The organism is Streptomyces phyllanthi (assembly GCF_009377205.1).
In the GTDB taxonomy this organism is placed as follows: Bacteria; Actinomycetota; Actinomycetes; order Streptomycetales; family Streptomycetaceae; genus Streptomyces; species Streptomyces phyllanthi.
The window spans coordinates 1-21043 of sequence record NZ_VJZE01000047.1; the positions used below are offsets into that span (position 1 = coordinate 1).

12 protein-coding genes and 4 pseudogenes are annotated in these 21043 nt (G+C 64.8%); 10 read left to right on the forward strand and 6 right to left on the reverse strand.

Annotation, left to right across the window (positions count from 1 at the left end; translation table 11 throughout):
- The first annotated feature begins 100 nt into the window (after positions 1–100).
- Entirely contained in the window at positions 101–1291 is a 1191-nt protein-coding gene (mgt, locus tag FNH04_RS09995; RefSeq protein ID WP_152782492.1) for a macrolide-inactivating glycosyltransferase, read from the forward strand.
- Between the two features lie 293 nt (positions 1292–1584).
- Positions 1585–2664 carry a CDP-alcohol phosphatidyltransferase family protein gene (locus FNH04_RS10000; RefSeq protein ID WP_152782494.1) on the forward strand — a complete coding sequence of 360 codons (1080 nt, stop codon included), beginning with the start codon at positions 1585–1587 and terminating at the stop codon, positions 2662–2664.
- A gap of 11 nt (positions 2665–2675) precedes the next feature.
- On the opposite strand, the gene FNH04_RS10005 is transcribed toward FNH04_RS10000, so the two are convergent.
- The gene (locus FNH04_RS10005) at positions 2676–3473 is read right to left on the reverse strand and encodes a phosphotransferase (protein ID WP_152782536.1); all 798 of its coding nucleotides are present in this window, start codon (positions 3471–3473) and stop codon (positions 2676–2678) included.
- Between the two features lie 85 nt (positions 3474–3558).
- On the opposite strand from FNH04_RS10005, the pseudogene FNH04_RS10010 reads away from it, so the two are divergent.
- Both FNH04_RS10010 and FNH04_RS10015 read left to right on the forward strand, forming a co-directional pair.
- Positions 3559–3953: pseudogene (locus FNH04_RS10010) on the forward strand (transcriptional regulator); the annotation flags it as partial.
- A 13-nt stretch (positions 3954–3966) separates the two neighbouring features.
- A complete protein-coding gene (locus tag FNH04_RS10015; protein WP_322722844.1) occupies positions 3967–4548 on the forward strand; it encodes an HD domain-containing protein in 582 nt (193 codons plus the stop codon).
- A 340-nt stretch (positions 4549–4888) separates the two neighbouring features.
- Here the strand turns inward: FNH04_RS10015 and FNH04_RS10020 are convergent, their stop codons facing one another.
- The gene (locus FNH04_RS10020; protein ID WP_228031257.1) at positions 4889–5059 is read right to left on the reverse strand and encodes a hypothetical protein; all 171 of its coding nucleotides are present in this window, start codon (positions 5057–5059) and stop codon (positions 4889–4891) included.
- A gap of 2408 nt (positions 5060–7467) precedes the next feature.
- Between FNH04_RS10020 and FNH04_RS10030 the strand changes: the two genes are divergently transcribed.
- Positions 7468–8112: a DUF6000 family protein gene (locus tag FNH04_RS10030; protein WP_152782500.1), complete on the forward strand. Its 645-nt coding sequence runs from the start codon at positions 7468–7470 to the stop codon at positions 8110–8112.
- Positions 8113–8346: 234 nt separating this feature from the next.
- On the opposite strand, the gene FNH04_RS10035 is transcribed toward FNH04_RS10030, so the two are convergent.
- Positions 8347–8739: a hypothetical protein gene (locus tag FNH04_RS10035; RefSeq protein WP_322722845.1), complete on the reverse strand. Its 393-nt coding sequence runs from the start codon at positions 8737–8739 to the stop codon at positions 8347–8349.
- 885 nt (positions 8740–9624) lie between these two features.
- Here FNH04_RS10035 and FNH04_RS10040 point away from each other — a divergent pair.
- Complete coding sequence (locus FNH04_RS10040) at positions 9625–10536, forward strand: hypothetical protein (protein WP_152782502.1); 912 nt, start codon at positions 9625–9627, stop codon at positions 10534–10536.
- A gap of 260 nt (positions 10537–10796) precedes the next feature.
- Here FNH04_RS10040 and FNH04_RS10045 read toward each other — a convergent pair whose 3' ends face one another.
- The 3 genes and pseudogenes from FNH04_RS10045 to FNH04_RS49610 all read right to left on the reverse strand — a co-directional run.
- Complete coding sequence (locus FNH04_RS10045; RefSeq protein ID WP_194236616.1) at positions 10797–12080, reverse strand: AlbA family DNA-binding domain-containing protein; 1284 nt, start codon at positions 12078–12080, stop codon at positions 10797–10799.
- 212 nt (positions 12081–12292) lie between these two features.
- A pseudogene (locus FNH04_RS10050) lies at positions 12293–13516 on the reverse strand (IS1380 family transposase); the annotation flags it as partial.
- Positions 13506–13659: pseudogene (locus tag FNH04_RS49610) on the reverse strand (DUF4265 domain-containing protein); the annotation flags it as partial. The pseudogenes FNH04_RS49610 and FNH04_RS10050, both read right to left, overlap by 11 nt.
- 610 nt (positions 13660–14269) lie before the next feature.
- Between FNH04_RS49610 and FNH04_RS10055 the strand changes: the two are divergent.
- The 4 genes and pseudogenes from FNH04_RS10055 (at position 14270) to FNH04_RS10070 (ending at position 20933) form a co-directional block, all read left to right on the forward strand.
- Positions 14270–15184: an alpha/beta hydrolase family protein gene (locus FNH04_RS10055; RefSeq protein WP_322722847.1), complete on the forward strand. Its 915-nt coding sequence runs from the start codon at positions 14270–14272 to the stop codon at positions 15182–15184.
- Entirely contained in the window at positions 15172–19833 is a 4662-nt protein-coding gene (locus tag FNH04_RS10060) for a caspase family protein (protein ID WP_152782506.1), read from the forward strand. The genes FNH04_RS10055 and FNH04_RS10060 overlap by 13 nt, the downstream gene beginning before the upstream one ends.
- 533 nt (positions 19834–20366) lie before the next feature.
- A pseudogene (locus FNH04_RS10065) lies at positions 20367–20511 on the forward strand (helix-turn-helix domain-containing protein); the annotation flags it as partial.
- 59 nt (positions 20512–20570) lie between these two features.
- The gene (locus FNH04_RS10070) at positions 20571–20933 is read left to right on the forward strand and encodes a hypothetical protein (protein ID WP_152782508.1); all 363 of its coding nucleotides are present in this window, start codon (positions 20571–20573) and stop codon (positions 20931–20933) included.
- Positions 20934–21043: the final 110 nt, after the last annotated feature.

A 21043-nucleotide genomic window follows, 5' to 3' on the forward strand; every position in this document is an offset into this window, starting at 1 on the left:
GGCGTAGGTCGAGGGGGCGGCGCATTTCGGAAACGGGTGTGATCGGGGAACGGCTGGAATCGAGTTGTACGAGACGTCTCGTCTCGCCTAGGGTCGCGTCATGACCACCTCCCACATCGCCATGTTCTCCATCGCCGCCCACGGCCACGTGAACCCCAGCCTCGAGGTGATCCGCGAGCTGGTCGCGCGCGGCCACCGGGTCACGTACGCGATCCCGCCCGCGTTCGCCGAGAAGGTCGCCGAGACCGGCGCCGAGCCCAGGCTGTGGCACTCGACGCTGCCGTCCCCCGACGACGACCCCGAGGCGTGGGGCACCACGCTGCTCGACAACGTGGAGCCGTTCCTGGACGACGCGATCCAGGCCCTGCCGCAGCTGATCGAGGCGTACGACGGCGACGAACCCGACCTCGTCCTGCACGACATCGCCTCGTATCCGGCCCGCGTCCTCGCTCACCGCTGGGGCGTCAGGGCGGTCTCGCTCTCGCCGAACCTCGTCGCCTGGGACGGCTACGAGGAGGAGGTCGCCGAGCCGATGTGGGCCGAGCCGAGGAAGACCGAGCGCGGCAGGGCGTACTACGCACGCTTCCACGCCTGGCTGGAGGAGAACGGGATCACGGAGCACCCCGACCCGTGGGTCGGCCGCCCCGCGCGCTCGATCGTCCTGATCCCGAAGGCCCTCCAGCCGCATGCCGACCGGGTCGACGAGAAGGTGCACTCCTTCGTGGGCGCCTGCCAGGGCGACCGCGCGGCAGAGGGCGGCTGGCAGCGGCCGGAGAGCGCGGAGAAGGTCCTCCTCGTCTCCCTCGGCTCGGCCTTCACCAAGCAGCCCGGCTTCTACCGCGAGTGCGTCAAGGCCTTCGGTGACCTGCCCGGCTGGCACATGGTGCTCCAGATCGGCAAGCACGTGGATCCGGCGGAGCTCGGGCCGGTCCCGGGCAATGTCGAAGTGCGCGACCACGTACCGCAGTTGGCGATCCTGCGTCAGGCCGACGCGTTCATCACGCACGCGGGCGCCGGCGGCAGCCAGGAGGGGCTCGCCACCGGCACGCCCATGGTCGCCGTACCGCAGGCCGTCGACCAGTTCGGCAACGCGGACATGCTCCAGGCGCTGGGTGTGGCCCGCCATGTGCCGATGGAGGAGGCGACCGCGGAGAAGCTGCGCGAGGCGGTCCTCACCCTCGTCGACGACCCCGATGCCGCGCGCAGGCTCAAGGAGATCCAGCGGGACACGGCGCAGGAGGGCGGCACCCGGCGCGCGGCCGATCTGATCGAGGCGGAACTGCGGGCGTGAGCGCGGGCATGCGTGCGGGCGTGCGTGCGGGCAGGACTGAAGGCGCAACTGCGGGCACAACCGGCAAGCGGGATGGTTGCTCCCCAGTCGTGATGTCCTTGCGCATATTGGGTAACGGTCGGATATATCTATAACGCTCGGATAACGCTCGCCTCGTGGTGTCATTCCATCGACCCCACTGAACAGTTCGACCGTTACCCCCTGTGAAAGGTTGCGCCAGGAACTTCTTGTACCTCGGGTGAACGGCTCCCAAGGTGGAGATGTACTCGATTCGTACGCCAGGAAGTTGAGCCATGCGCCGAGACATACCCGACCTCGCAGAGGTACGCCGGATCACGCAGAAGAAGCGCGACGCGTGGTGGACGGTGCTGCTCGTCGACCCGGTCGCCACGCCTCTCGTCAGGCTCACCGCGAGACGGACGAGAATCACGCCGAACCAGCTGACCTGGGGTGCGTTCGTACTGGGTATCGCCTCGGCGGCCTGTTTCGCGCTCGGCGACTGGAAGTGGCTCGCCCTCGGCGGCCTCATCTACCACCTGAGCTTCGTCCTGGACTGCATGGACGGCAAGCTCGCCCGGCTCACCGGGCAGGGCTCCGTTTTCGGCGCCTGGCTCGACTTCGTCTTCGACCGTATCCGGGTCGCGCTGTGCGCGGTCGCGCTGATGGCCGGCCAGTACCAGCGCACCGGTGACGCGCTGTACATCTGGCTGGCCGCCGCCGTCATCGGCCTGGACACGCTGCGTTACATCAACTCACTGGAGATCTTCAAGATCCGCCACTCCATGCGCAAGCAGATCAAGGCCCGGCTGCGGGAGGCCCGCCGTGCCGAGAACGAGCGGGAACTCGCCTTCATGGAGGACCTGCTGCGCGAGAACCCCGAGGCCGATGTCGAGCAGGACCTGCGCGCGGCCTCCGAAGCGGCCACGCGGGCGGAGTCGGCCCAGGGGGCGTCGGTCCATGGGGTACCGAGTCAGGGGACGCCGGTCCATGGGGTGCCGGTCGATGGGGTGCCGGTCCAGGGGGTACCGGGCCAGGCGGAGTCGAGTGGTGAAGTGCCGGCGCAGACGGTGCCGCAGACCCAGGTCGTCGATCTGCACCAGGAGTTCCGCCGCCGCTTCCCCGCCTATCTGCGTGCCCGGTCCTTCCTGCTGCGCCACCGTGTCCGCCCTCATCTGATCAGTGGCGTCGAGTTCCAGATGGGCGTCTTCATGATCGGCCCGTTCCTGGACGAGGTGATCGGGGCGACCATCGTCTCCGGCGCCCTTCTGCTCGTCTTCGAACTCGCCATCATCTACAAGCTGCTGCTGTCGACCCGCGACTTCACCCGCACCCTCGACGCCTTCGACCGCGAGAAGGTCACCAAGGCGGCCTGAGCGTGGGAATGTCATCGGCGGTTGAGGAACGCTGACAGCGCGACGGCTTGGATGGCCATGCTCTGCTTCCACGCGCTCTTGTCCTCTTCCGCGATCGTCCGCCAGAGCGCGGCGTTGGCCGCTGCGAACGCGGCTTTCGCTGCAGGGTCGGCCGCCTGCCAGGAGGGGAGGGAGCGCGCGAACGCGTCGGCTTCCTCGGCGGTGCCGCCGGCTTCCATGAGGCGGAGGATCATCACAGCCGGGTCGATCCAGGCGGCGCCGCGGGTTGGCCACGCCCAGTCGATGATGTGGGCCCGCTGGTCGATGAGGATGTTGTCGGGAGCGAGATCGGTGTGCAGCAACGTGTCCCCGGCGAAAAGGCCGGCGGCGCCGGGTGGGGCGTAAGCGGCCCATCGCTGCTCGGCGGCCTTGATGTCGATGTCGGCCGGGGCGGTGACGTCCTGGAGCTCGGCGATGGCTGTGGCGACGAGGGGGAGGTCGGGCGAGCCGGGCGTGTAGTCGGCTTGCCGTCCGGTGAGTGTCTCGTAACCGAGGAGGATCCAACCGTCCACCTCGATGTGCCAGTACAGCCGGGGGCAGGCGCGGGGCAGGTGCGGGTTGATCGCTGCCTCACGCTGTTGCGCCGGGGCCTGCGGATGGCCGGCGGGGACGCCCTTGACGAAGACCGGGCCGTTGTCGGTATCCAGGAACGCGGCGATGCCGGAGTTCCTCCCGCCGTCGGCGGTCCGGGCGCTCTGGACGGAGCCGGTCTTGTCGGCGACCGCCTGGAGGACCTCGGCGGGCAGCTCCTGGAAGTGGCGGCGGGGCATGGACACGGGGGCCTGTTCCTCGGGTGGTTCGGGGACGGTGCTGCCCCGGCCAGCCTACGCAGCATCCGGCCGGGGCAGCGGCGACCTCTCCGGGTACGACGATCAGGCCGACACCTCTGAATGGCTTGCGTATCAGCAGAGCACCGAGCGGCCAAGCGACTGGCTCACTCGCTGGCTCAACTCCCGGTCCGTCGCGGCGGTCGCCGCCCGCCGGGGCGACCGGGACCGCATGAGCCACTTCATCGACACAGCCCTCACCCGTGACGATGCCGGCGAGGCCGCCAACCTCAACTACTTGATCTCAACATCCACACCGTGTGGTCCCTGTTCCAGATCCGTCCCAACCTGCTGCGTTCGGGAGCGGCGGCCCGGGCCCTGCGCGATGGGCTCCCCGTGATGTTGGATAGCCGAGAGGTCTCGCTGCGCGGGCGCCGGGAGCTCGAAAACATCCGGTACGCGATCCGCCTCGCCGAGGCGTGAGAGGAGTCCGACGGTGGCTGAAGACCTGTCCGCGGTGGCGAGGTTCCTGTACGAGGCGGGAACGCTGAAGCAGACCAGGCGCACCGGGTGGTGGATGGCCGGCGTACGCGACCCCGAGTCGGTCGCCGAGCACTCCTGGCGTACTGCCCTCATCGCGACGATCATCGCGAAGCTCGAGGGTGCCGATCCCGAGCGGGCGGCCTTCCTCGCGGTGTGGCACGACTCCCAGGAGACCCGGACCGGTGACGTGAACTACATCGGGAAGAAGTACGCCACCGGGGCGGATCCACAGGCGGTCACCGCCGACCAGGTCGCCGGTATGCCCGAGATCCTGGCCTCGGCCGTACGGGAACTCGTTGCCGAGTACGAGGCGAAGGAGTCCGCCGAGGCGATCTGCGCCCAGGACGCCGACAAGCTGGAATGCATGATCCAGGGCATCGAGTACAAGGCCCAGGGCTACGAGAATGCCCAGCGGTGGATCGACAACAGCCGCGGACGCCTCACCACCAAGAGCGCGAAGGAGCTCGCCGACGCGATCCTGGAGACCGGCTCCCTGGACTGGCTGCGCACAGCGCTCGGCGAGAAACAGAGCTGACAGCGACCGCGGCAGGCGCAGCGAGTGCCGAAGGCAACGCCATCTTCCGGCGGGTCGACCTCGACGTGTCCGCCACATAAGCCGACTGCTGAGGAGGCGCCCCGGCCGTCAGTGACCGCCCCCGTTGATGGCAAACCTGCATGTCAGAGACGCCTGACCTCAACAATCTGGGAGGTGAGGGGCCTCTGAGCTGGTGCCCCCGGCAGGGGGCGAACCTGCGACACCCGCTTTAGGAGTTCGAGCTTCCCTCGGCTTGGTCGGGGCTCGCCTCGTGAACCGGTGCCGTCCAGGGCTGCTGTGGGCCGCCGTCGTCCGGGGACGTTGATGTCAGCGTTGGATGTCACCGGAACAGCTCGGGCACCGGGCAAGCCTCCAGCGGCCCCTCCGGCTGGTCGGCCCAGCGCCACCAGACGTGCCGACCGGTACACCCCAGCAGTGTCTGGCAGGTCCGTCGGCCATCGTCCTCCCGCTTGACGAGGACGAAGCCGCGGTTGGAGCTCTCTCGGCTCACCTGATGCATCTGTGGTATGCGACAACTTCGCGTCTAATGTGACACTCATCACAAGGATCATGACGCCGTGAGCGGCGTAATGGTGAGCTCGAGGAATTGACTGAACACGTTCAGTCGCTGAGCGGCCGTCTGGCGGCCTCTCTGGGGGCTGGAGGTCAAAAATGACCCCCGAACAAGAAGAGGTTCCGAAATAAGTATGCGCGTAAGTACGGCGATATTTATTGACGGAGCCCAGGGCACACAAGAGGCCCCACATGGCGGCGAGTTGGCGCGCTACGCTCTACGCGCTGCTCCTCTTCCTCCGTAGCGTCCCGGCTGGCAGCCAGGTCGGCCGAAGCTCCCCGGTATCGGGGTGCCCAGAGAAGAGAGGGGCAGCGATGAGGGATCGATCGTTCAAGAAGGCCGGCAGGAAGTGGCCTGACCCGGATCGTTGGCAAGTGATCCTGTCGGCGCTCAGCCTTCTGGTGGCGGTCATTGCCCTCGCGGAGCAAGTAGGGCGGCGGTAAGCCTGGCCGTATGTTGCACGGCCAGGCTCACCTACTGCTCCGCGGGCGCTGGCCCAGCCTGGTTGCCCCCAGGCTGGGCCATGTCACGGAGCCGACCTGAGTGACTCATCGCGTGGTCCGCAAAGTCAAGCTGGGCTTGAAGTTGAACTACAACCTGATGCACAGCCCAAGCTACACGGGAACAGTACGGTCGTGAGGCTGAGCGCAGGCAAGCAAACAGACCGATGGGTGCTCGGACGCTCGATAGCGAGAGGGCCCCTCCGGCAGGGTTCGAACTTGCGACGCCCGCTTTAGGAGAGAGGCTGGGACGCCTTTCCGGTGCCCTGCGGCCTTGCTGCCGGGACTAGCGGCCACGGGTGCGCCGCTAAGCACCCGTGGTGACCGTGGCTGACCCTTGCATCTGGCACGGCTGTGGCACGACGACCCCTTCGCCAAGAACTTTCGGCGGGAGGTCATCGGGGTCTGTTGAGCTGGTCAGTCGGCCAATGGCTGTTGGCGGTCGCCTGCGGTCACGGCGGTTGCTGCACTCCGCTGCTGTACCGCCGTACCCATTGCACCCGATGCGACCTGGTCGTACTCGGCTTCTGCCCTGAGGGTCGGTACGTGATCTGAGGTTGGGCGGGGTGTTGCTCCCCTGCGTCTCAAGGGTCGGAGTGGGCCGGATACCGTTCCCCGACATGAAGATCGCGATCTGGTCCTTCCTTGCCCTGTTCCTCATCGTCTGTGCCATCGGCGGCTTGCTCAGCGCCGTAAATGGACAAGATGCCCCAAGCACCATCCGTGGCCTGGTCATCAGTGCCTTGTTCTCGCGGGGGGCCTGGGGCAGTTGGAAGAGGGCATCTCGCCCCCGGACCCCGGGAATTGCCCGCATGGAAGAACTGCACCTGAGACCTTGGCGGCGACGATGACCCTGCCGCCCGACACCGCCCTGACACCTCCCGACAGTCACGTGACGTACGTCGCTGAACGTGGACACTGGAAGCGCGAAGACTATGTCTTCTTGCCCTGGGTCTTGCCTGGGATCTTGGGTGAGCTGCGTTTTCGCCGGTCCGGGTGGTATTCCCCGACGCCTGAGTGGTCGTCATTGGTCGTTGTCGGCCACTGCTGAGCGACATCGGACGGCCGGGACGGCCCAAAAATCCGGGCCGCCTCATGCCGTGACCTTCTGATCCGTAGCTCTGCAGAGATCGGTCATTGAAGGTCATACAGGCTGCGGGAGAACCCGTGAGGGCCGGTGCGGGGCGCTGCCGGTTGCTGGGGTTGCTGTACCTCGCTGCTGTACAGCAGGATCCGGACCGGGGGTGACGGCATGGAGCGAGAGCAACTCGAACAGCTACTGGGCGGTGGAGACGACACGTCGTTGGCCGCTCTGTCTGCTCTCCGCACCGGCGCTTCTTACGTTGTCTGGGACGGAACGACGTCAGCCGAGTCGCTCGCGACGGTCTACGGGCGCCGACTCCGTCATACCCTTCGGAGGGGCATCGAGACCTCCGGCTTGGCGCGGGCCGTGCAACGCCTCGACCTACACGGCCGACCGGTTCGACTGGGCCAGATCAGGACCGCCGACAGATCGTGGGTCTTCATGCTGTTTCTCGACGAGGACGGCAGCACGCTGGTGGCGTGCACCGGCGTTCGGCAGACCCAACCGGGCTCGCCACGACCAGACACCTGCTGAAGCTCTGCATCACCAACCGCTTTCCAACTGTGTTGGTGGGGTGGTGGGCTGTATGCAGGGGCGTTCACCTGGGTTCATGGGCGGCTGGCTGTCGACGCGGGGACGGCTTCGGGTCTCGCCCGAACGGCAGTGAACGTGGCTGAATGAGACGGATGGACACGCGGGGCTGAGGCGCCCAACCGGCCGGATTGCTGGTCTGACGGCTTCGTCCGTACGAGGATGCTGCCATGCGTCGCACCGACGAAGAGGCCGAGCGGGCCAAGTTGATCCGCCGCTACGTCACGCCCGATCGGCGATACCTCAAACTTGGCGGCGGCCTTCTCGGTATGAGTGGGCGCGACCGAGCCAAGTTCCTGCAGAAGCTGGGCAAGGCCGCCGGTGAGATCAGTCCTGGTGAACTGGGCGTGCTGCTTGACCGAGGATGGCGAGAAGGCAAGACGGCAGCCTGGCTCATCGCCGTTGCCGATAGAACCGAGTTCCGGGAACGTCTCGGCGAACTCCTGCTCGCCAGTGAAGCGCCCTACGCGGGGCACGCGTACTGTGTCGCTCTCGCCGCCTTCGGCACTCCTGCTGACGCCGACCCCTTGGTCGCCTACCTCGACCGCTATCTGCCTCGCCCGGACCTCTACTACGACCAGGAAGCCGCTCTCGGCGCGCTCTTGATGCTGGACGCCAAGCTTGGTACTGACCACGCGGCCCGGTTCCTCGCCCCGGATGGACTCTGGCAGCAGTGGATCGACGGGCCGCCCAGCAAGGACTGCGATACCCCGGACAGCTACCGAGAGTTCATCGGCCAGCTCTGCGCTTTCGCCGATGAAAGTGCCAAGCACTGTCCGACACGCAGACACGATGTGCCCCCTCGCCGAAGGTAGCCCTCCCCCAGCGCCGAGCTGCCCAGATGAGAGAAGCGGATACTCCTGCGTAATCAGGTTGGTCACCGCATAGCGCTCTCAGCTCGGGAAGCTAAGGGCATCTGGGGCTTGCTCCGGGGCTGACCTGCGGTGGAGCGGTGTCGGCGCCTGGCGGGAGGTCGGTTGGCTCCCCGGTGTTCCCCGTGGTTCCCCGCACGATCTGGCACGGGTCTGGCACGACCTCTTCGCCCCGAACTACTGACCAAAGGGGTGGCCCTGCAACGCCGCGTATGCCCGCTCGACCTCGCCCAGGTACTGCTCCAGGCGGAAACGAACCTCCTCGATGGGCCTGCCATCGAGGCCCGGGTACATCAGGTCGGACCAGATGACCGTCTCGCCCCGGAGCCGGACCCGGATAGTCAGCTTGTCTCGCCCTGGCTCGGGCTGCTCCTGGGTTGCCACATCCACTATGCGCGGCATGTCCGTCGGATAGAGCGGTCCGCCTGGGCGGAGCAGTCGCCTCGGATCGAGGCCGGCCATTCTGCTATCGCTGCGCGCAACGAAGTCGAGGCCATCGATGAAGAGGCACGTGTGAACGGCAGCACACGCGGGCGGTCCAGGACACGCGCTGATGAGCAGCGTGCTCACCGCACCATCGCTTTGCCCATGGGGCACGGTGGGCCTCACCTCGCGCGGTGACCTACGCGGCATTCGCCTGATGTGACGTCATCGGCCGATGCTAGCGGCTGGCCACGAGGAAGCAGCCAACGCGAAGATCATAAAGGCGCTGGAGGAGGGTGACGTGGCTTGGCCGCATTCAAACCTGCGCACACGGCTCCGGAGGCCGCATCGCCTGGGAGTGACGCAGCAGGTCGCGGGCCTGTGGACGGCCGACCGGTCGAGGCGAGTCCACAGATAGTCCACGGTCCACTGACCACCGATTCCGGAGAGCGATCGCTCCTCGGCAGTGCCGGAGAACCACTCGGCCACACCCGGTCGCGTCGGGCCCCCAGGAGTGCTGGCTTCGGGCGTCGTTGATGTCACTCGTGGGTGTCAGAGCGAAGCGCCCCTCGCTCGCCGCTGGCACGATGATCCCGGGAGCGACTTCGAGCGCATCACAACAGAGATCGTGGCGTACTTTCGAGTGCTCGATGAGAACGTCACCATGCAGTTCACTTCCGCCACGCCTACAAGGAGGGCAGTCTGTGAACATCGAAGTTGTAGTTGACAGCGGCGAGTTGGTCGTCGCCAGGCAAGCCGAGCTGACCTCAGCTGGCCAACTCCGCCTGTACAACTGAGAGCACATGGAGGCACGAGCACGGCAGCCTGACAGATCAGGCAGTCGAGTCTGAAGAGAAGCAGCTGCGAGCCATCTCCGCCGGAGAGTTTCGGCGGGGTGGACTGGGTGAGCGAGCTGGACTGCTCAGTGCAAGGCCTGGAGAACCGAATGTCAGGGGGACAGAATTGTCGACCAACCCTAGCGCGCCACCTGAACCTCCGGCCCGAGACGAGCAAAAACTCATCACGACCCTTGTGGATCACTACTCTCCAGACTCTCGCGGTCTGCCGAAAAAGAAAAGAATGCTACTGCTTGGCATTTTGGCCAGCGTGGCAATCGCCCTTCTTCTAGGTTCTCTGCTTGTTGAGAACTACTTTAGTCTCTTGTTTTCTAACTCTTCAGTCCGTCGAGAAGATGAGGCTCAGAAAAGGCTCGACATGGAAGGTGAGCCGTTCACCGCTCAAGTAACTGAGCCGGTTTTTGATCCCACGGTCACGCCATTCGACTTCGTATTTGATCGCCCTTTGACGTCTGCGCAAGAAAAGCGCATGAAAGAATTCTCGTCTGCTGAAGTAGATGAACTCTGGTCCTACCTTTCTTCCATAGGCGGCCGTATGGTCGAGTACCCCACCGCCGGTACGGGCGACCAGACTTACTCAGACGTTTTCAACCTGCATTTGCAGAGCGATAGGCAGGCTCCGTTGACCGTGACTGATCTGCGGGCCAAGGTGATTCAGTGTTCCCCATCGAAGGCTGTGGCGGTCGTACAGGTGCCACCTCAAGGCGGCGGTGGCTATATTGGGGTTTTTTTCAATCTCACCGAGCATAAGCCGGTAGCCAGAATCAGTGAACCAACCGAGCGGCATGGGAATCCCTTCTTCCGTGACAATGTGATAAACCTTGGCAATGGCGAGGATCCGGGAAATCTCCGGATCGAAAGTATTGTGGGAAATGATAGCTGTGATTGGGAAATTGGGTTGAACTACTCCGATTCTTCGGGGGTGCATTCGAGAACGATAAGGAACGGAAAGGTGCCGTTCAGGACTGAGGCGCTTCCGCGAAATCCGAAGCAGCATTGGCAGGTCTTTCCAGGGGCCGGGAATGACGCAAAGTGGATTGACTGTGGTAGCAGGAATCGGTCAGTCCAGCGTCATTCATCTTGTTGATGCAGTGTTCCAGGTCTGCCTTGCTCGGATGCTGGCTTTCTGTGGGAGCTGTTCCAGCGGGCGATCCCGCCAGCACGCTGCCATGTGGTCGGTCAGAGCAGGCCACGCCGACGGAAGCATGGCGGCGAGACCTTGGTCGGGCGACGACCTCCTCGTCCCGAAGTAACTGGGGAAGGGCTGCGGGCTTGGGCTGGGGTGCGTCTCACCTGCGCTGACGGTCCGTAGGCGTTCGTATTTTTCCGCCGCGTTCGTCGGCGTTGTCACACCGCGAGGGGAGGAAGCGTCGGGTGTAGGTAGCGCCAGTCGAGCGCGATGTTACGCAGAGCATCCATCACGGTGCCCGATAGATCGCCGATAGCTACAAGGTCCTCGCGCAGGAAATCACTACCGCGACGAACGTCGCCGCCCCCTGTCCTCTGACCGAGGGAGTCGAGGTTGAGTGCGCTCAAGGGCGCGTGCTGCTTTCCGGGGGCGATGTGCAATTCGATGGGCGGCGAGGGAAGGGCAGCAGTGCCGAGCAGGCCCTCCGTGAGGCTGGGCAGGGCATCGTGCACGAGACTGTGGACTGCTTCGTAGCAAGCCTGGACCCAAAGATCACCCGCGACCAGTTGGCCTTTGGACCAGAAGAGCAGATCGAAGAAGACTTCAAGGCTGGTGCCAGCACCGGTAATTGAGGCAGTGCACTCCATCCGTAGAGCTGGGTCCCTGAAGCGCAGGTCATGGCGAAGTGTGTGTCCTGCTTCGAGTCTGACAAACCCCGCGTGCCCACGTTCTGGGTCGATGGCCCACCCAAGAGGGATCTCCTGTGGGTCCACTCGCTGTGCAAGCGATGCCATCCTCTGGCTGACACCTTGCCATCCGTGAGTGTTTGACCCGCCGAGCGCCTTGATGAGTGCAGCAACTGTCGCACCGTGCAATCGGGGCCGGACAGCGTCTGGTCGAAGGGGCCTCGATGCGGCAGCGCGGATGACCAGGTCCGGAGGCGCGCCGCGATAGGCGTCCCGGTTCTCAATTCCCCCATTGTCTGGCGCGAACCGCGGGTCACTGGCGTAGTTGAGAACCGGCGCCTCGGCCGCCTGCTGGAACAAGACCTGTACCAGGCGCCGGTCCGCAATCTCGTTGCGCCCATCGAGCCGGACTCTGACTGCCCCCTGGTGAAGGAGCGGCCGGGGCGCACCGTCGGGGTCGACCCGTACCACCAACAGAAGCTTGCCATCGACGGTGACCGGGGTGACGTCGGGTGTCCACCAGGGCGGGTCGAGGGTCGTGGCCATCTTGCTGACCAGTCGATCCTTGTCCATTGGCTTTACGCCGATCAGGTCACCCGGGAGGTGCTTGTCCTTAGGGTGTGCGTCGACACCGATGAGGACTACGCCACCGTGGGTGTTGGCCATTGCAGCAATGGTGTCCGTTGCAGCTTCGATGTTCCGCTTGTAATCGATGGTGAAGCTCTCCTCCAACTCCAGGGACAGGAAGCCTTGGACCATGTCGGCATCGATCGTCTCGGCAGGGGCACTGAAGAGGGGATGAGCAAGGTTCGGCATGCCTCTCAGGATGACCGACGCGTGGCCCCTGCCGCACGCTGATTCTGCTGCTTTAACCTCCCCGTTTCGCTTCGGGTGGCTGAGCTGGAGTGATGGCTGTGAAGTGGGTTTTCTGATCGCTGGCTGCCGGGCGGGCATGGTCGAGGCCCGACGCGTGGGTCGGTTTCTCCAGGGTTCCTCGGGTCGTGGGCGTGCAGGGACGGTGCCGACGTTCAGGTGGCCGGCCGTGGCAGCGCCGCTAGGCGGGCGAATGCGCTGGTCAGCTCGTTTCGCCAGGGCCAGGTCGCGGCGATCCGCAGGTGCATGCGGCGTCCGCCGCGGGTGATACGGGCAGCCGCATGTAGCAGCCGGTAGCGGAGCTTCTTCGGCTCGGCGGCTGCGAGTTCGCCCTCCAGCAGCAGGAGGCGGGTCCAGGCGAGCAGGTCGAGGGCGGTCAGGGACAGCTCCAGCCACGCTTGATTGACGTGAAAGTGTCGGGAGGGGAAGCGGCCGAAGCCGGTGGTTTTGCCGCAGCGGATGCGGTCCTCGATGCGGGCGTGCGCGCGGTGACGGACTTCCAGGTGCTGCAAGGAGCCTTCGCCGTAGGGGGTGTCGGTGAGGAAGACCTGGTGGCGCATGCCTTCGTCGAGATCGAACAGGGACAGCTGAGCGCCGGGATGCGGGCGCTCGCGGCGGACGATGATCCGAGTGTCTTCAGGCAGGCCCGGTAGGTCGACCAGGCCGGTGAGCTCGGCGACCTGGGCGCCTTGCCGCAGGGTGCCGTCCTGTTCGAGGGCAGGGTGCCAGGCCTGGTCGGGCAGCTGGCGTATCGCTCGGCGGACCGGTTCGGTGATGGACCATCCGACGGAGAAGGATGTGTGGATCCCGCGCGAGCGCAGGGCGCGGATGTGGGCCAGGAACGCTTTGGCGGATCCAGCGCTGTCCGCACGGATGAGGATGCTGGTGCCGTGGCGGTGGGCATCGGGGAGCTGGGCGAGCGCGGCGTCGAGCACGGTGATGTGGTCCTCGGCGGTGTTGGCCGCGGCGTTGCCGGGCCGCAGCAGACCGGCCAGCGCCTCGCCGGTGTTGTCGAGGAAGCACAGCAGCGGGTGGTAGCCGAAACCGTGCTTGTAAGTCGGCGCCGCGTGCTCCTTCTCGGAGTGGCAGGTGACCAGGGTGGCGTCGATGTCCAGGACCAGACCGGGCAGTTCGCGTCCGCCTGCACGGCAGGCCGGTATCGCCTCCCGCCTCTCGTCGGCTTGCAGCCAGGCGACCTCGCGGGCGGCGGCACGGGCTGCGCGCAGAGCGCCGAGTGCGGCCGGATCGATACCCGCCAGCAGTCGCCACGCTGTGGGAGTGGACGCGACCGGGCCGAACACCTCGGCCTGGTCCCGCAGCAGAGCCAGGTCGGCGATCGCCTCCCCGCCGTCGGCCAGCATGACCGCCAAGTCCACTGCCGAACCACGGGATGTTGTCGAGCCGCGCGGTGCCGGCGCCCTGGTCGACGGCCCACAGGCTCTCCACCGATGCCGGGGGGCCAGTCGTCCTCGATCTCAAGCCGAAAGTGCACCTTCACGTACGGGCCTTCGGGGTTCGTCATGGTGCCCAGGATGCACAGTCCTGCCGCGTCTGCCGCAGGTGGGTGAACGGAGGCGTCTGTTCAGGGTGGGCACACTGGTTCGTCTGCGCCCAAGCCGACGAAAGCCAGCCACGACGGCGGGTGCGCCGACCGATTAGGCGCGCGTGTGCATCGCTGCACCCCCACCAGCCTCAGCCGCGCTGCCATGTCGTCGACCAGAGCAAGCTGGGACGACCGCCCCGTAACGACGGCGCCTGAGCCCTCAGCTTGGGAAGCTGTGGGCAGTTGCGGCTGGCTCGGGCGCTGACCTGGGCGAACGTCCAGGGCGTAGCGGCCTTGGGCACTGCGGCTTTCACCGTGGTTCCCCGCTGCTCCCCGCTCTATCTGGTGCGTTTGTGGTGCGGACGTGGTGTCCGGCGCTGGCGTACTCGACAGTCCGGCTCCATGACGCTGTCACGACCGTTGTGCGTGAGGTCGGGGTCCTCTATAGAGTCTCTGGCCTGTTGTCTTCGTGATTAGTTCCTCACACGGTCTGACGAGCCGTCTCTACCAGCCACGCCCTCGTGGTTGTTGCCCAAGTACGTTGCAGAACACGCAAGTAGGCTTGCCGGGTCAGGACGAGGAGGGGTTCGTGGCCAAGGTTGTCTTTGTACATGGTGTCGGCAAGCAGTACCTCAGCGAGGACTCCATGGCGAGGGACGTCGTTCCAGAACTCCTGGGTGGGGCAAGGTTGGCAGGCGGGCCAGTCCCTGCCACAGGCGACGTAAGCATCGCGTTTTATGGCGATCTCTTCCGCCCCCGCGGTACGCGCGCGGGACACGAGCCTGACTACGACGCCACGGATATCCAGAGCGATGACGAGGTACGTCTGCTCATGGAGTGGTGGGTTGAAGCGGCTCGTACGGACCCGGGCGTGCCAGCCCCGAATGAGAGTGGTACACGCGGTCCAGTCGGCTGGGCGCTCTCACAAACGGTCAGGTTCAAACTTGTGCGAGCGGCCTTGGACGCGCTCACCGGTGCCCGATTCTTCGGAGGTGTCCTTGACAGGACGCTGATCGGTGACCTCAAGCAGTTGACGAGCTACTTCAACGACGAGGCCCTCAGAGCCGAAGCCCGTGGCCGCCTGGCTGCTCGGATTACGCCGGAGACCCGTGTGGTTGTGGCCCATTCGTTGGGTTCAGTGATTGCTTACGAAACTCTATGCGAGGAGGCGCACTCCGACTGGCATATCCAGATGCTCGTGACTCTGGGATCGCCACTCGGGATGGGCACGCTCGTACTTGATCGCCTCCGGCCCAAGGCCGAGAACCGGAAAGGAGTGTGGCCCACAGTTGTTCAGAGGTGGACGAATATCGCAGACGCCACCGATGTCGTCGCTGTCGTGCGGGAACTGCGCCCCATCTTCGGATCAACACTGGCCGACGTTGCTGTGTACAACGGGGCGCACATGCACGATGCGACCCGGTACCTCACAGCGATAGAGACGGGTAGGGCCGTTGTCGCGGGATTGCGGCAGGGGGGCGAGGCCACAGCATGCGATATCTGATCGCCGCCGGCACAGCGACGTACCAGGAGGGTTCCGGCCTGCCGGATCTTGATTTGGCCCTTCAGGACGTAGCGAAAGTCGCGGCGTTCTTCACTTCTCCGATCATGGGCTACACGCGCGTCCTGACGAAGGTTTCGACCAATCCGGTAGCCGCCGAGTTCGAGGATGCATTGTCCGAATGGTGTTCGGGCGGCGGACTCACCCACGACGATGTGGTCGTTGTGTATTACGCGGGTCACGGCGACCGGCCAACCCCAGGAGGACCCTATCGCCTCGCCGGTGCAGACAGTCGCGATGGCCGCCCTCGTTCCTGGCTGTCGCCACACAATATGGCGGAGATCTTGGCGGCCTCTCCCGTACGTAACGTTCTCTTCATTATCGACTCCTGCTATGCCGCCGTCGGTTCCGTTGAGATCCAGAGTGTCACCGATAGCATCGTGAGTGCTCGGCCACGCGGCGACGGTTACGGCTCCGGAACGTGGGTGCTCGCTTCCGCCCGCCACCGAGACTATGCCGACGACGGTGCGTTCGTGACCAGGCTTATTGAGGTGTGCGCCCGCGGCGACGGACCATCTCAGCGTTACCTGACCCCCTCGGTCGTAGCCACGAAGGTGAGCCAGGCTCTCGCGGCAGACGGGCGCAGGCAACGCGCGGCCTGTTCCTCCACCCACCAAACCGAGCAACCGCCCTTCTTCCCCAACCCCGGCTATGACCCGGGCGCCGAGGTCGACGACCGAAGCGTGGCGGGGGACATGACGGACCTCTTCTCTCACTTCGAGCCCCGTGGTCGGGGAGTGGAGCATGTCCACGATCCAGGCTCCTACTTCACGGGACGCGAGAGTGCACTCACGGTGCTGCGTGCATACCTGGGCGCGTCGGGGGGCCATGGTGCCCTTGTGGTCACCGCGGCACCGGGATCGGGTAAATCAGCCGTGCTCGGCAGGCTCGTGCTGGAAGGGCACTCGGACGTTTCAGTCAACGCCCGACACCAGACCCTCGAAACCCTCGTGGTCCGGCTTGCGGCCGCTGCGGACGTTCGTGCGGCCAGTTCAGCAGCACTACTCAAGGCACTTTGCGACCGCCAGGCTCCATTCAGGATCGTAGTCGACTCGCTCGACGAGGCTGGGCCAGCTGGAGACAAGGTCGAGGCCCGGCGGATCGCCTGGGACCTGTTGCGCCCGCTGGGTGACGTGCCGTGTGTCCGGCTCGTCATTGGGTCACGCCGGGAACTGCTGTCTTACATCGGTGAGCATCTGAGTACTATCGATCTTGACAGCCCACAGTACGCGGACGACACGAGCACGGCTGAGTACGTGCGTCTCATCCTCATGGCCGCTAATTCTCCGTACGCGGACCGGCCTGCCGAGGCGAAAGCTGTCGCCATGGAGGTGTCCAGGCGAGCAGGGCGCTGCTTCCTGGTGGCCCGCATGACGGCCAGCGCGCTTCTCCGCGGTGGACGCATTGATACGAGCGTCCTTGGGTGGGCAGAGACACTCCCCTCGGATGTGGGAGGGGCTTTCGAAGCTTACCTGCGGCGCCTTCCCCAAGCCCGGTACGAGGCGGCCATGGCTTTGTTGACCGCTCTTGCCTTCGGCGAGGGCCATGGGCTGCCGCGCAGGGTCTGGCTGATGGCGGCGACCAGCCTTTCCGGTGTTGCTCTGCGGGAAACGGACGTCGATGTCCTGGTGGAGGAAGACGAGTCGTACCTGACCTGTGTGAACGTAGCAGGGGCGAAGCACTTCCGCCTGTATCACCAGGAGCTCACCGACTACCTCCGGCAACGCGTTTTGAGACTTCGGGACTTGCGTGACGTTCACGAGCGCTTCGTCGAAATTCTGCTCGGGTTGACTCCCGGACGGGATTGGGGTCAAGCGCTCCAGTATGTACGGGAGCATCTGTCGACGCACGCGGCAGCTGCAGGAGCGATTCAGGGCTTGGTCGAGGATCCTTCCTTCGTTTTGGCGGCCGACCCGGCTGGACTACTTCCCGCAGTGCGGCACCCCTCGTGTGATCCTGTGCTGGCCATGGTGGTTGAGCGATGCGCCGACATCCTAGGTTCCTCGGCTCCCGCTGGTATCGACCGGGCTGCCAGACTCGCCTTCACAGCTGAATCACACGGAGCAGCAGAATTTGCCAGGCGTGCCGAGGAGCTGTCCACGTCGGTGAAGCGCATACGAGTCGAAGCCAGACCGGTGACTCCGCACCGCATTGTGGGCAGGCATGAAGAGGGCACGTATTCGACCACCTCAGGGATGGGCGGATGGCGTATTGACGACTTGGTACTAGCCGATGGAACTCGGGTAGTACTTGCCGCTGCCAGCCGCAGGCCGGACGTTCATGTCTGGATGGTTGACGATCCGTCACGGTCCGGGGTCCTGAGGCATCCAGTAGATGTCACCCACTTGCGAGTGCTCCCCACGGATCCTGGTCCCGCGCTGGCAGTAACCCTGGATGCCGAGGGTGATCTTCGGATATGGGAGGTGAGCGATCAGACAGTCGTGCACCACATGCAAGGGACGGGATACCAGGCGATTCTGGATGTTGGTCGGCTGCAGGACGGTACGTCCGTGGTGGTTTGTCGTGATCAAGAGCATGTCGTGCTCCTTGACTCGGCAGGGGAGCCGCTGTTTCAGGTGCTGTGTGCGTCTCGTCAGAGGATGAGCGCGGCAACCGCTGCTGTTGTGCAGTGTGAAGACGACACGACCCGCCTTGTGGTGTGCGACTCGGAGGTTGGGACCGTCGTTGCGTACGCGGCGGAGGACGCATGGAAGAGGACTGTCCTCCTGAAAGATCTTGCACGACCGGGCTTGTTCGGCCGCCGGCTGGCCGACGCTCCTTGGCTGGCAGTGTGGGAGCCCGGCAATAGGCCGGATACTCCGGGTCGTATTTCTATGCTGAACTGCGTCTCCGGCCGGGTCTTCGATACCGAGCAGCGCATTTACCACGCTCCCCGGGGCGGGTTCGTGCGACATGGTTCGGGCGATATCGTGTTCGTAGCCAAGGATCTTCAGACAATTCACACGTACTCTGTGGAGGCGGGATACTCCCATACGGGGCCTCGGGCTCCTGGCGTTGGCGCGCTCTTCACACCCCTCCCGCCGTCACGCGAGGGTCGTCTCTACGCGATTGACGCGGACTTCGACGGGGGTATCAGCTTCGTAGACTGCTCGACGGGCGCTCCCGTCGGGCAAACGCTTCGTGGGCACGAGAGCGCCGTGGGCGGGCTGCATGTGCTCACATCCCGCGAGGTAGATTCATACGACCTACTCACCGTTGGTAATGATGGCACCGTCAGACTGTGGCATTTGCGCCAGGGCGACGAGGGCAGAGCGCTACAGGGGGAAGAGTATCCAGAGAGCGAGTTCGACAAGACGACGACGGTGCATATTAACGGCTGGTCGGCCCGCTCTAATGAATTCGTCATCGGCTCATGGTTCGGCCTGCGTTTGATTGACGGCGGCGTGCTAGACAAGGATGATTTCACGCCATCGCCATTGATCGCCCGCCGTCTATTCAACACACACATCCCGGATGAAGGGTCTTACGCCGAAGAGGACGGCACGATTCACGTGCTGAGCAAGATTGAGAAAATCGTGGACACGGCCGATGGATCGATAGCCAAGGCGATCTTTCGGTGGCAGCGGCTTCGGCCCGACGGAACTGTGACCAGCACCGATCCTGACATATTCAAGATGGTGCCATGGGATCTTAAATGCCATCTGCTTCCTCCGACTGCTGCGCACTCTAATACTCGAGTGATCGGCTTCGATCCGGTGAACGGTCGTCTCCTCTCCGCGATATCGCCTGACACCGCCGAAGAGGTCGAAAGTCCGTGGTCATTCGACACCCCGTCGACGAAGGTTTGCACTGCCGGCTTTACGGACCGGGCAGGTCATGCTGTCTTGCTGATCGGGGCTCGGGAAGCGGCAGTCGCCGGGGAGTTTGCCAATGATAGCTATGTGGTCAGCGACGGGGAAAATTCCGGTACCTTGACCCATGGGTACTTCTGGGATGCGACGACCCGGTGCCCCCTCTGGGACAAGCCTAAGGAGCTGCCCGCGAAGCTGACGTCGCTGTTGGCGCACTATAACGCTTCTGGCACCCGGTACATCGCCATGGTCTGTGCCGACGAATACGCTGCTGTCTTGGACCTGGACACTAACTCCACCCATCCTGTAAATGCTGCCCGGCCGACGGATCGGCGTAGATACGGCTCTCGGAATCTTACGAATGGAGATGGTTATTTTCTCAGATGGGCCGATACCCGCCAAGGTGACCCCGTTCTCGTCTATATGCCCTTGGCTGGAGATGACGATACTTTCTTCAACCGTGTTATGGTGTGGGATTCGAGCCAACCTGGCGCACCCGCCAGGGAATTGACAAACCGTGCACGAAGGCTGTTGTGGACCGGATTTTCTCCGAGCGGTGATGCTTTGCTGGCGCTGAGTGACGAACACGGGATTAGTCTCTATCGCCTCCCCGATGGAGAGAAGGTATGGGCGACACCTATTCCTGCACTCGTCACCTCGCTCGCCGTTCGCCCCAATAGCCCATATCTCGATCTGGGGGTGGCTACACAGCAGGGCGTCGTCCTGATTCGGCCCAAACTTGCTTCTTTCTGGCGGCGGCAACTTCTGGTATCTCACTGAGTAATTCGGTGCGGCGCTTTGTGGTCCGGACCGCTCTGCTTTCGGTGTCGGTGAGGTGCGACTGGGTCGGCGGAGCGGCTTTGGGGTGGCGCTGCTTTGGCGCGAGTGATCATGGCCCCGTAAGCTTCCGGCGCGTCGGGCAGTCTGTGGACCTGCCCGGTAAAGCACGACGTTGGGGCCATGATCTTCGAGGCTCGCGCCAAGGTGGCTCCGTAAAGCCGCGGAGCCGACCGCCCCAGCCACGACGGAGCTCTTCTCTGGCGTCAGGCGGCTGATTGCTGTGTGCGCGGCACGGGCGCCGGCCGGGCTGGAGCGGGGCGGAGACATGAGCGCAGGCCCGGCCGGGGGCCGGCCGCGCGCGGCGAGCGGAGCGAGCCGACTTGAACCCGTAAAGAAAGTTGTAACTCAGTAGGTCCTACGTTGTTTGTCCGGTCCCGGTAGATGCTTGACACTTCGGTCCCAGCTGATGGTTGACAGTGGCTGTGATCGGCTTTTCTGTGCGCGTCGTTGCGGCGTGTGGCAGGAGGCCGGGATTGGCGCTGGTGGAGTTGTCGGTTGTTGAGCAGAGATACCGGGCTGTTCTGGCGGCGCGTGCGGGTGCGACGGTGACTAAGGTCGCCGCGCGGCTGGGTGTGTCCCCGGCAGACGGTGAGCCCGTGGAAGTCCCGGTGTCCTGCCTGATCACCCTCACGGTGCACACTGCTCGGCGAACAAGTGTCGAGGGATGGGGTGCCAGGATGGGAGCGTTCAGTTGGTGGCGCAGTCGCAGAGAGAACGCCCGGATCGAGCGGCTTCTCGTCGAAGTCAACGCCGGGAGGTGTCTGGCCGCCGACGCGACCGCCCACGAGGCGTCCGGGACACGGAGGGGTATTCCGGGTGTTGTGGAGTGCTGGGATGACATTTTCCAGTTCAAGGCGGACTCGGAACTCACTGCTCCGACCGAGGGCTGGCGCGTTCCGAAGTCTCAGATCGCCGGCGTTCGGGACGGTGATGGGCCCGGTGAGCTGGTGATCACCTTCCGCCCACCGGCACGCTTCGACGCCGTCGTGGTGACGCCTCTCATGCATGCGGACAAGTGGCGGGCTCTGGCCATGGGGTGAGGCAGGGCAGGGCAGGGGCAAGTCGTGGATCGCCTTCGCCTTCGCCTTCGCCTTCGCCGTCTCCGGCACAGGCCGCGGTTCGGCTGTGGCATGGCCGTGGTATGGGCGTG

Coding starts and splice junctions, on each gene's coding strand:
- FNH04_RS10070 (WP_152782508.1), top strand. CDS start 20,571: ATGGGAGCGTTCAGTTGGTGGCGCAGTCGCAGAGAGAACGCCCGGATC.
- FNH04_RS10045 (WP_194236616.1), bottom strand. CDS start 12,080: ATGCCGAACCTTGCTCATCCCCTCTTCAGTGCCCCTGCCGAGACGATC.
- FNH04_RS10005 (WP_152782536.1), bottom strand. CDS start 3,473: ATGCCCCGCCGCCACTTCCAGGAGCTGCCCGCCGAGGTCCTCCAGGCG.
- FNH04_RS10000 (WP_152782494.1), top strand. CDS start 1,585: ATGCGCCGAGACATACCCGACCTCGCAGAGGTACGCCGGATCACGCAG.
- mgt (WP_152782492.1), top strand. CDS start 101: ATGACCACCTCCCACATCGCCATGTTCTCCATCGCCGCCCACGGCCAC.
- FNH04_RS10060 (WP_152782506.1), top strand. CDS start 15,172: ATGCGATATCTGATCGCCGCCGGCACAGCGACGTACCAGGAGGGTTCC.
- FNH04_RS10030 (WP_152782500.1), top strand. CDS start 7,468: ATGCGTCGCACCGACGAAGAGGCCGAGCGGGCCAAGTTGATCCGCCGC.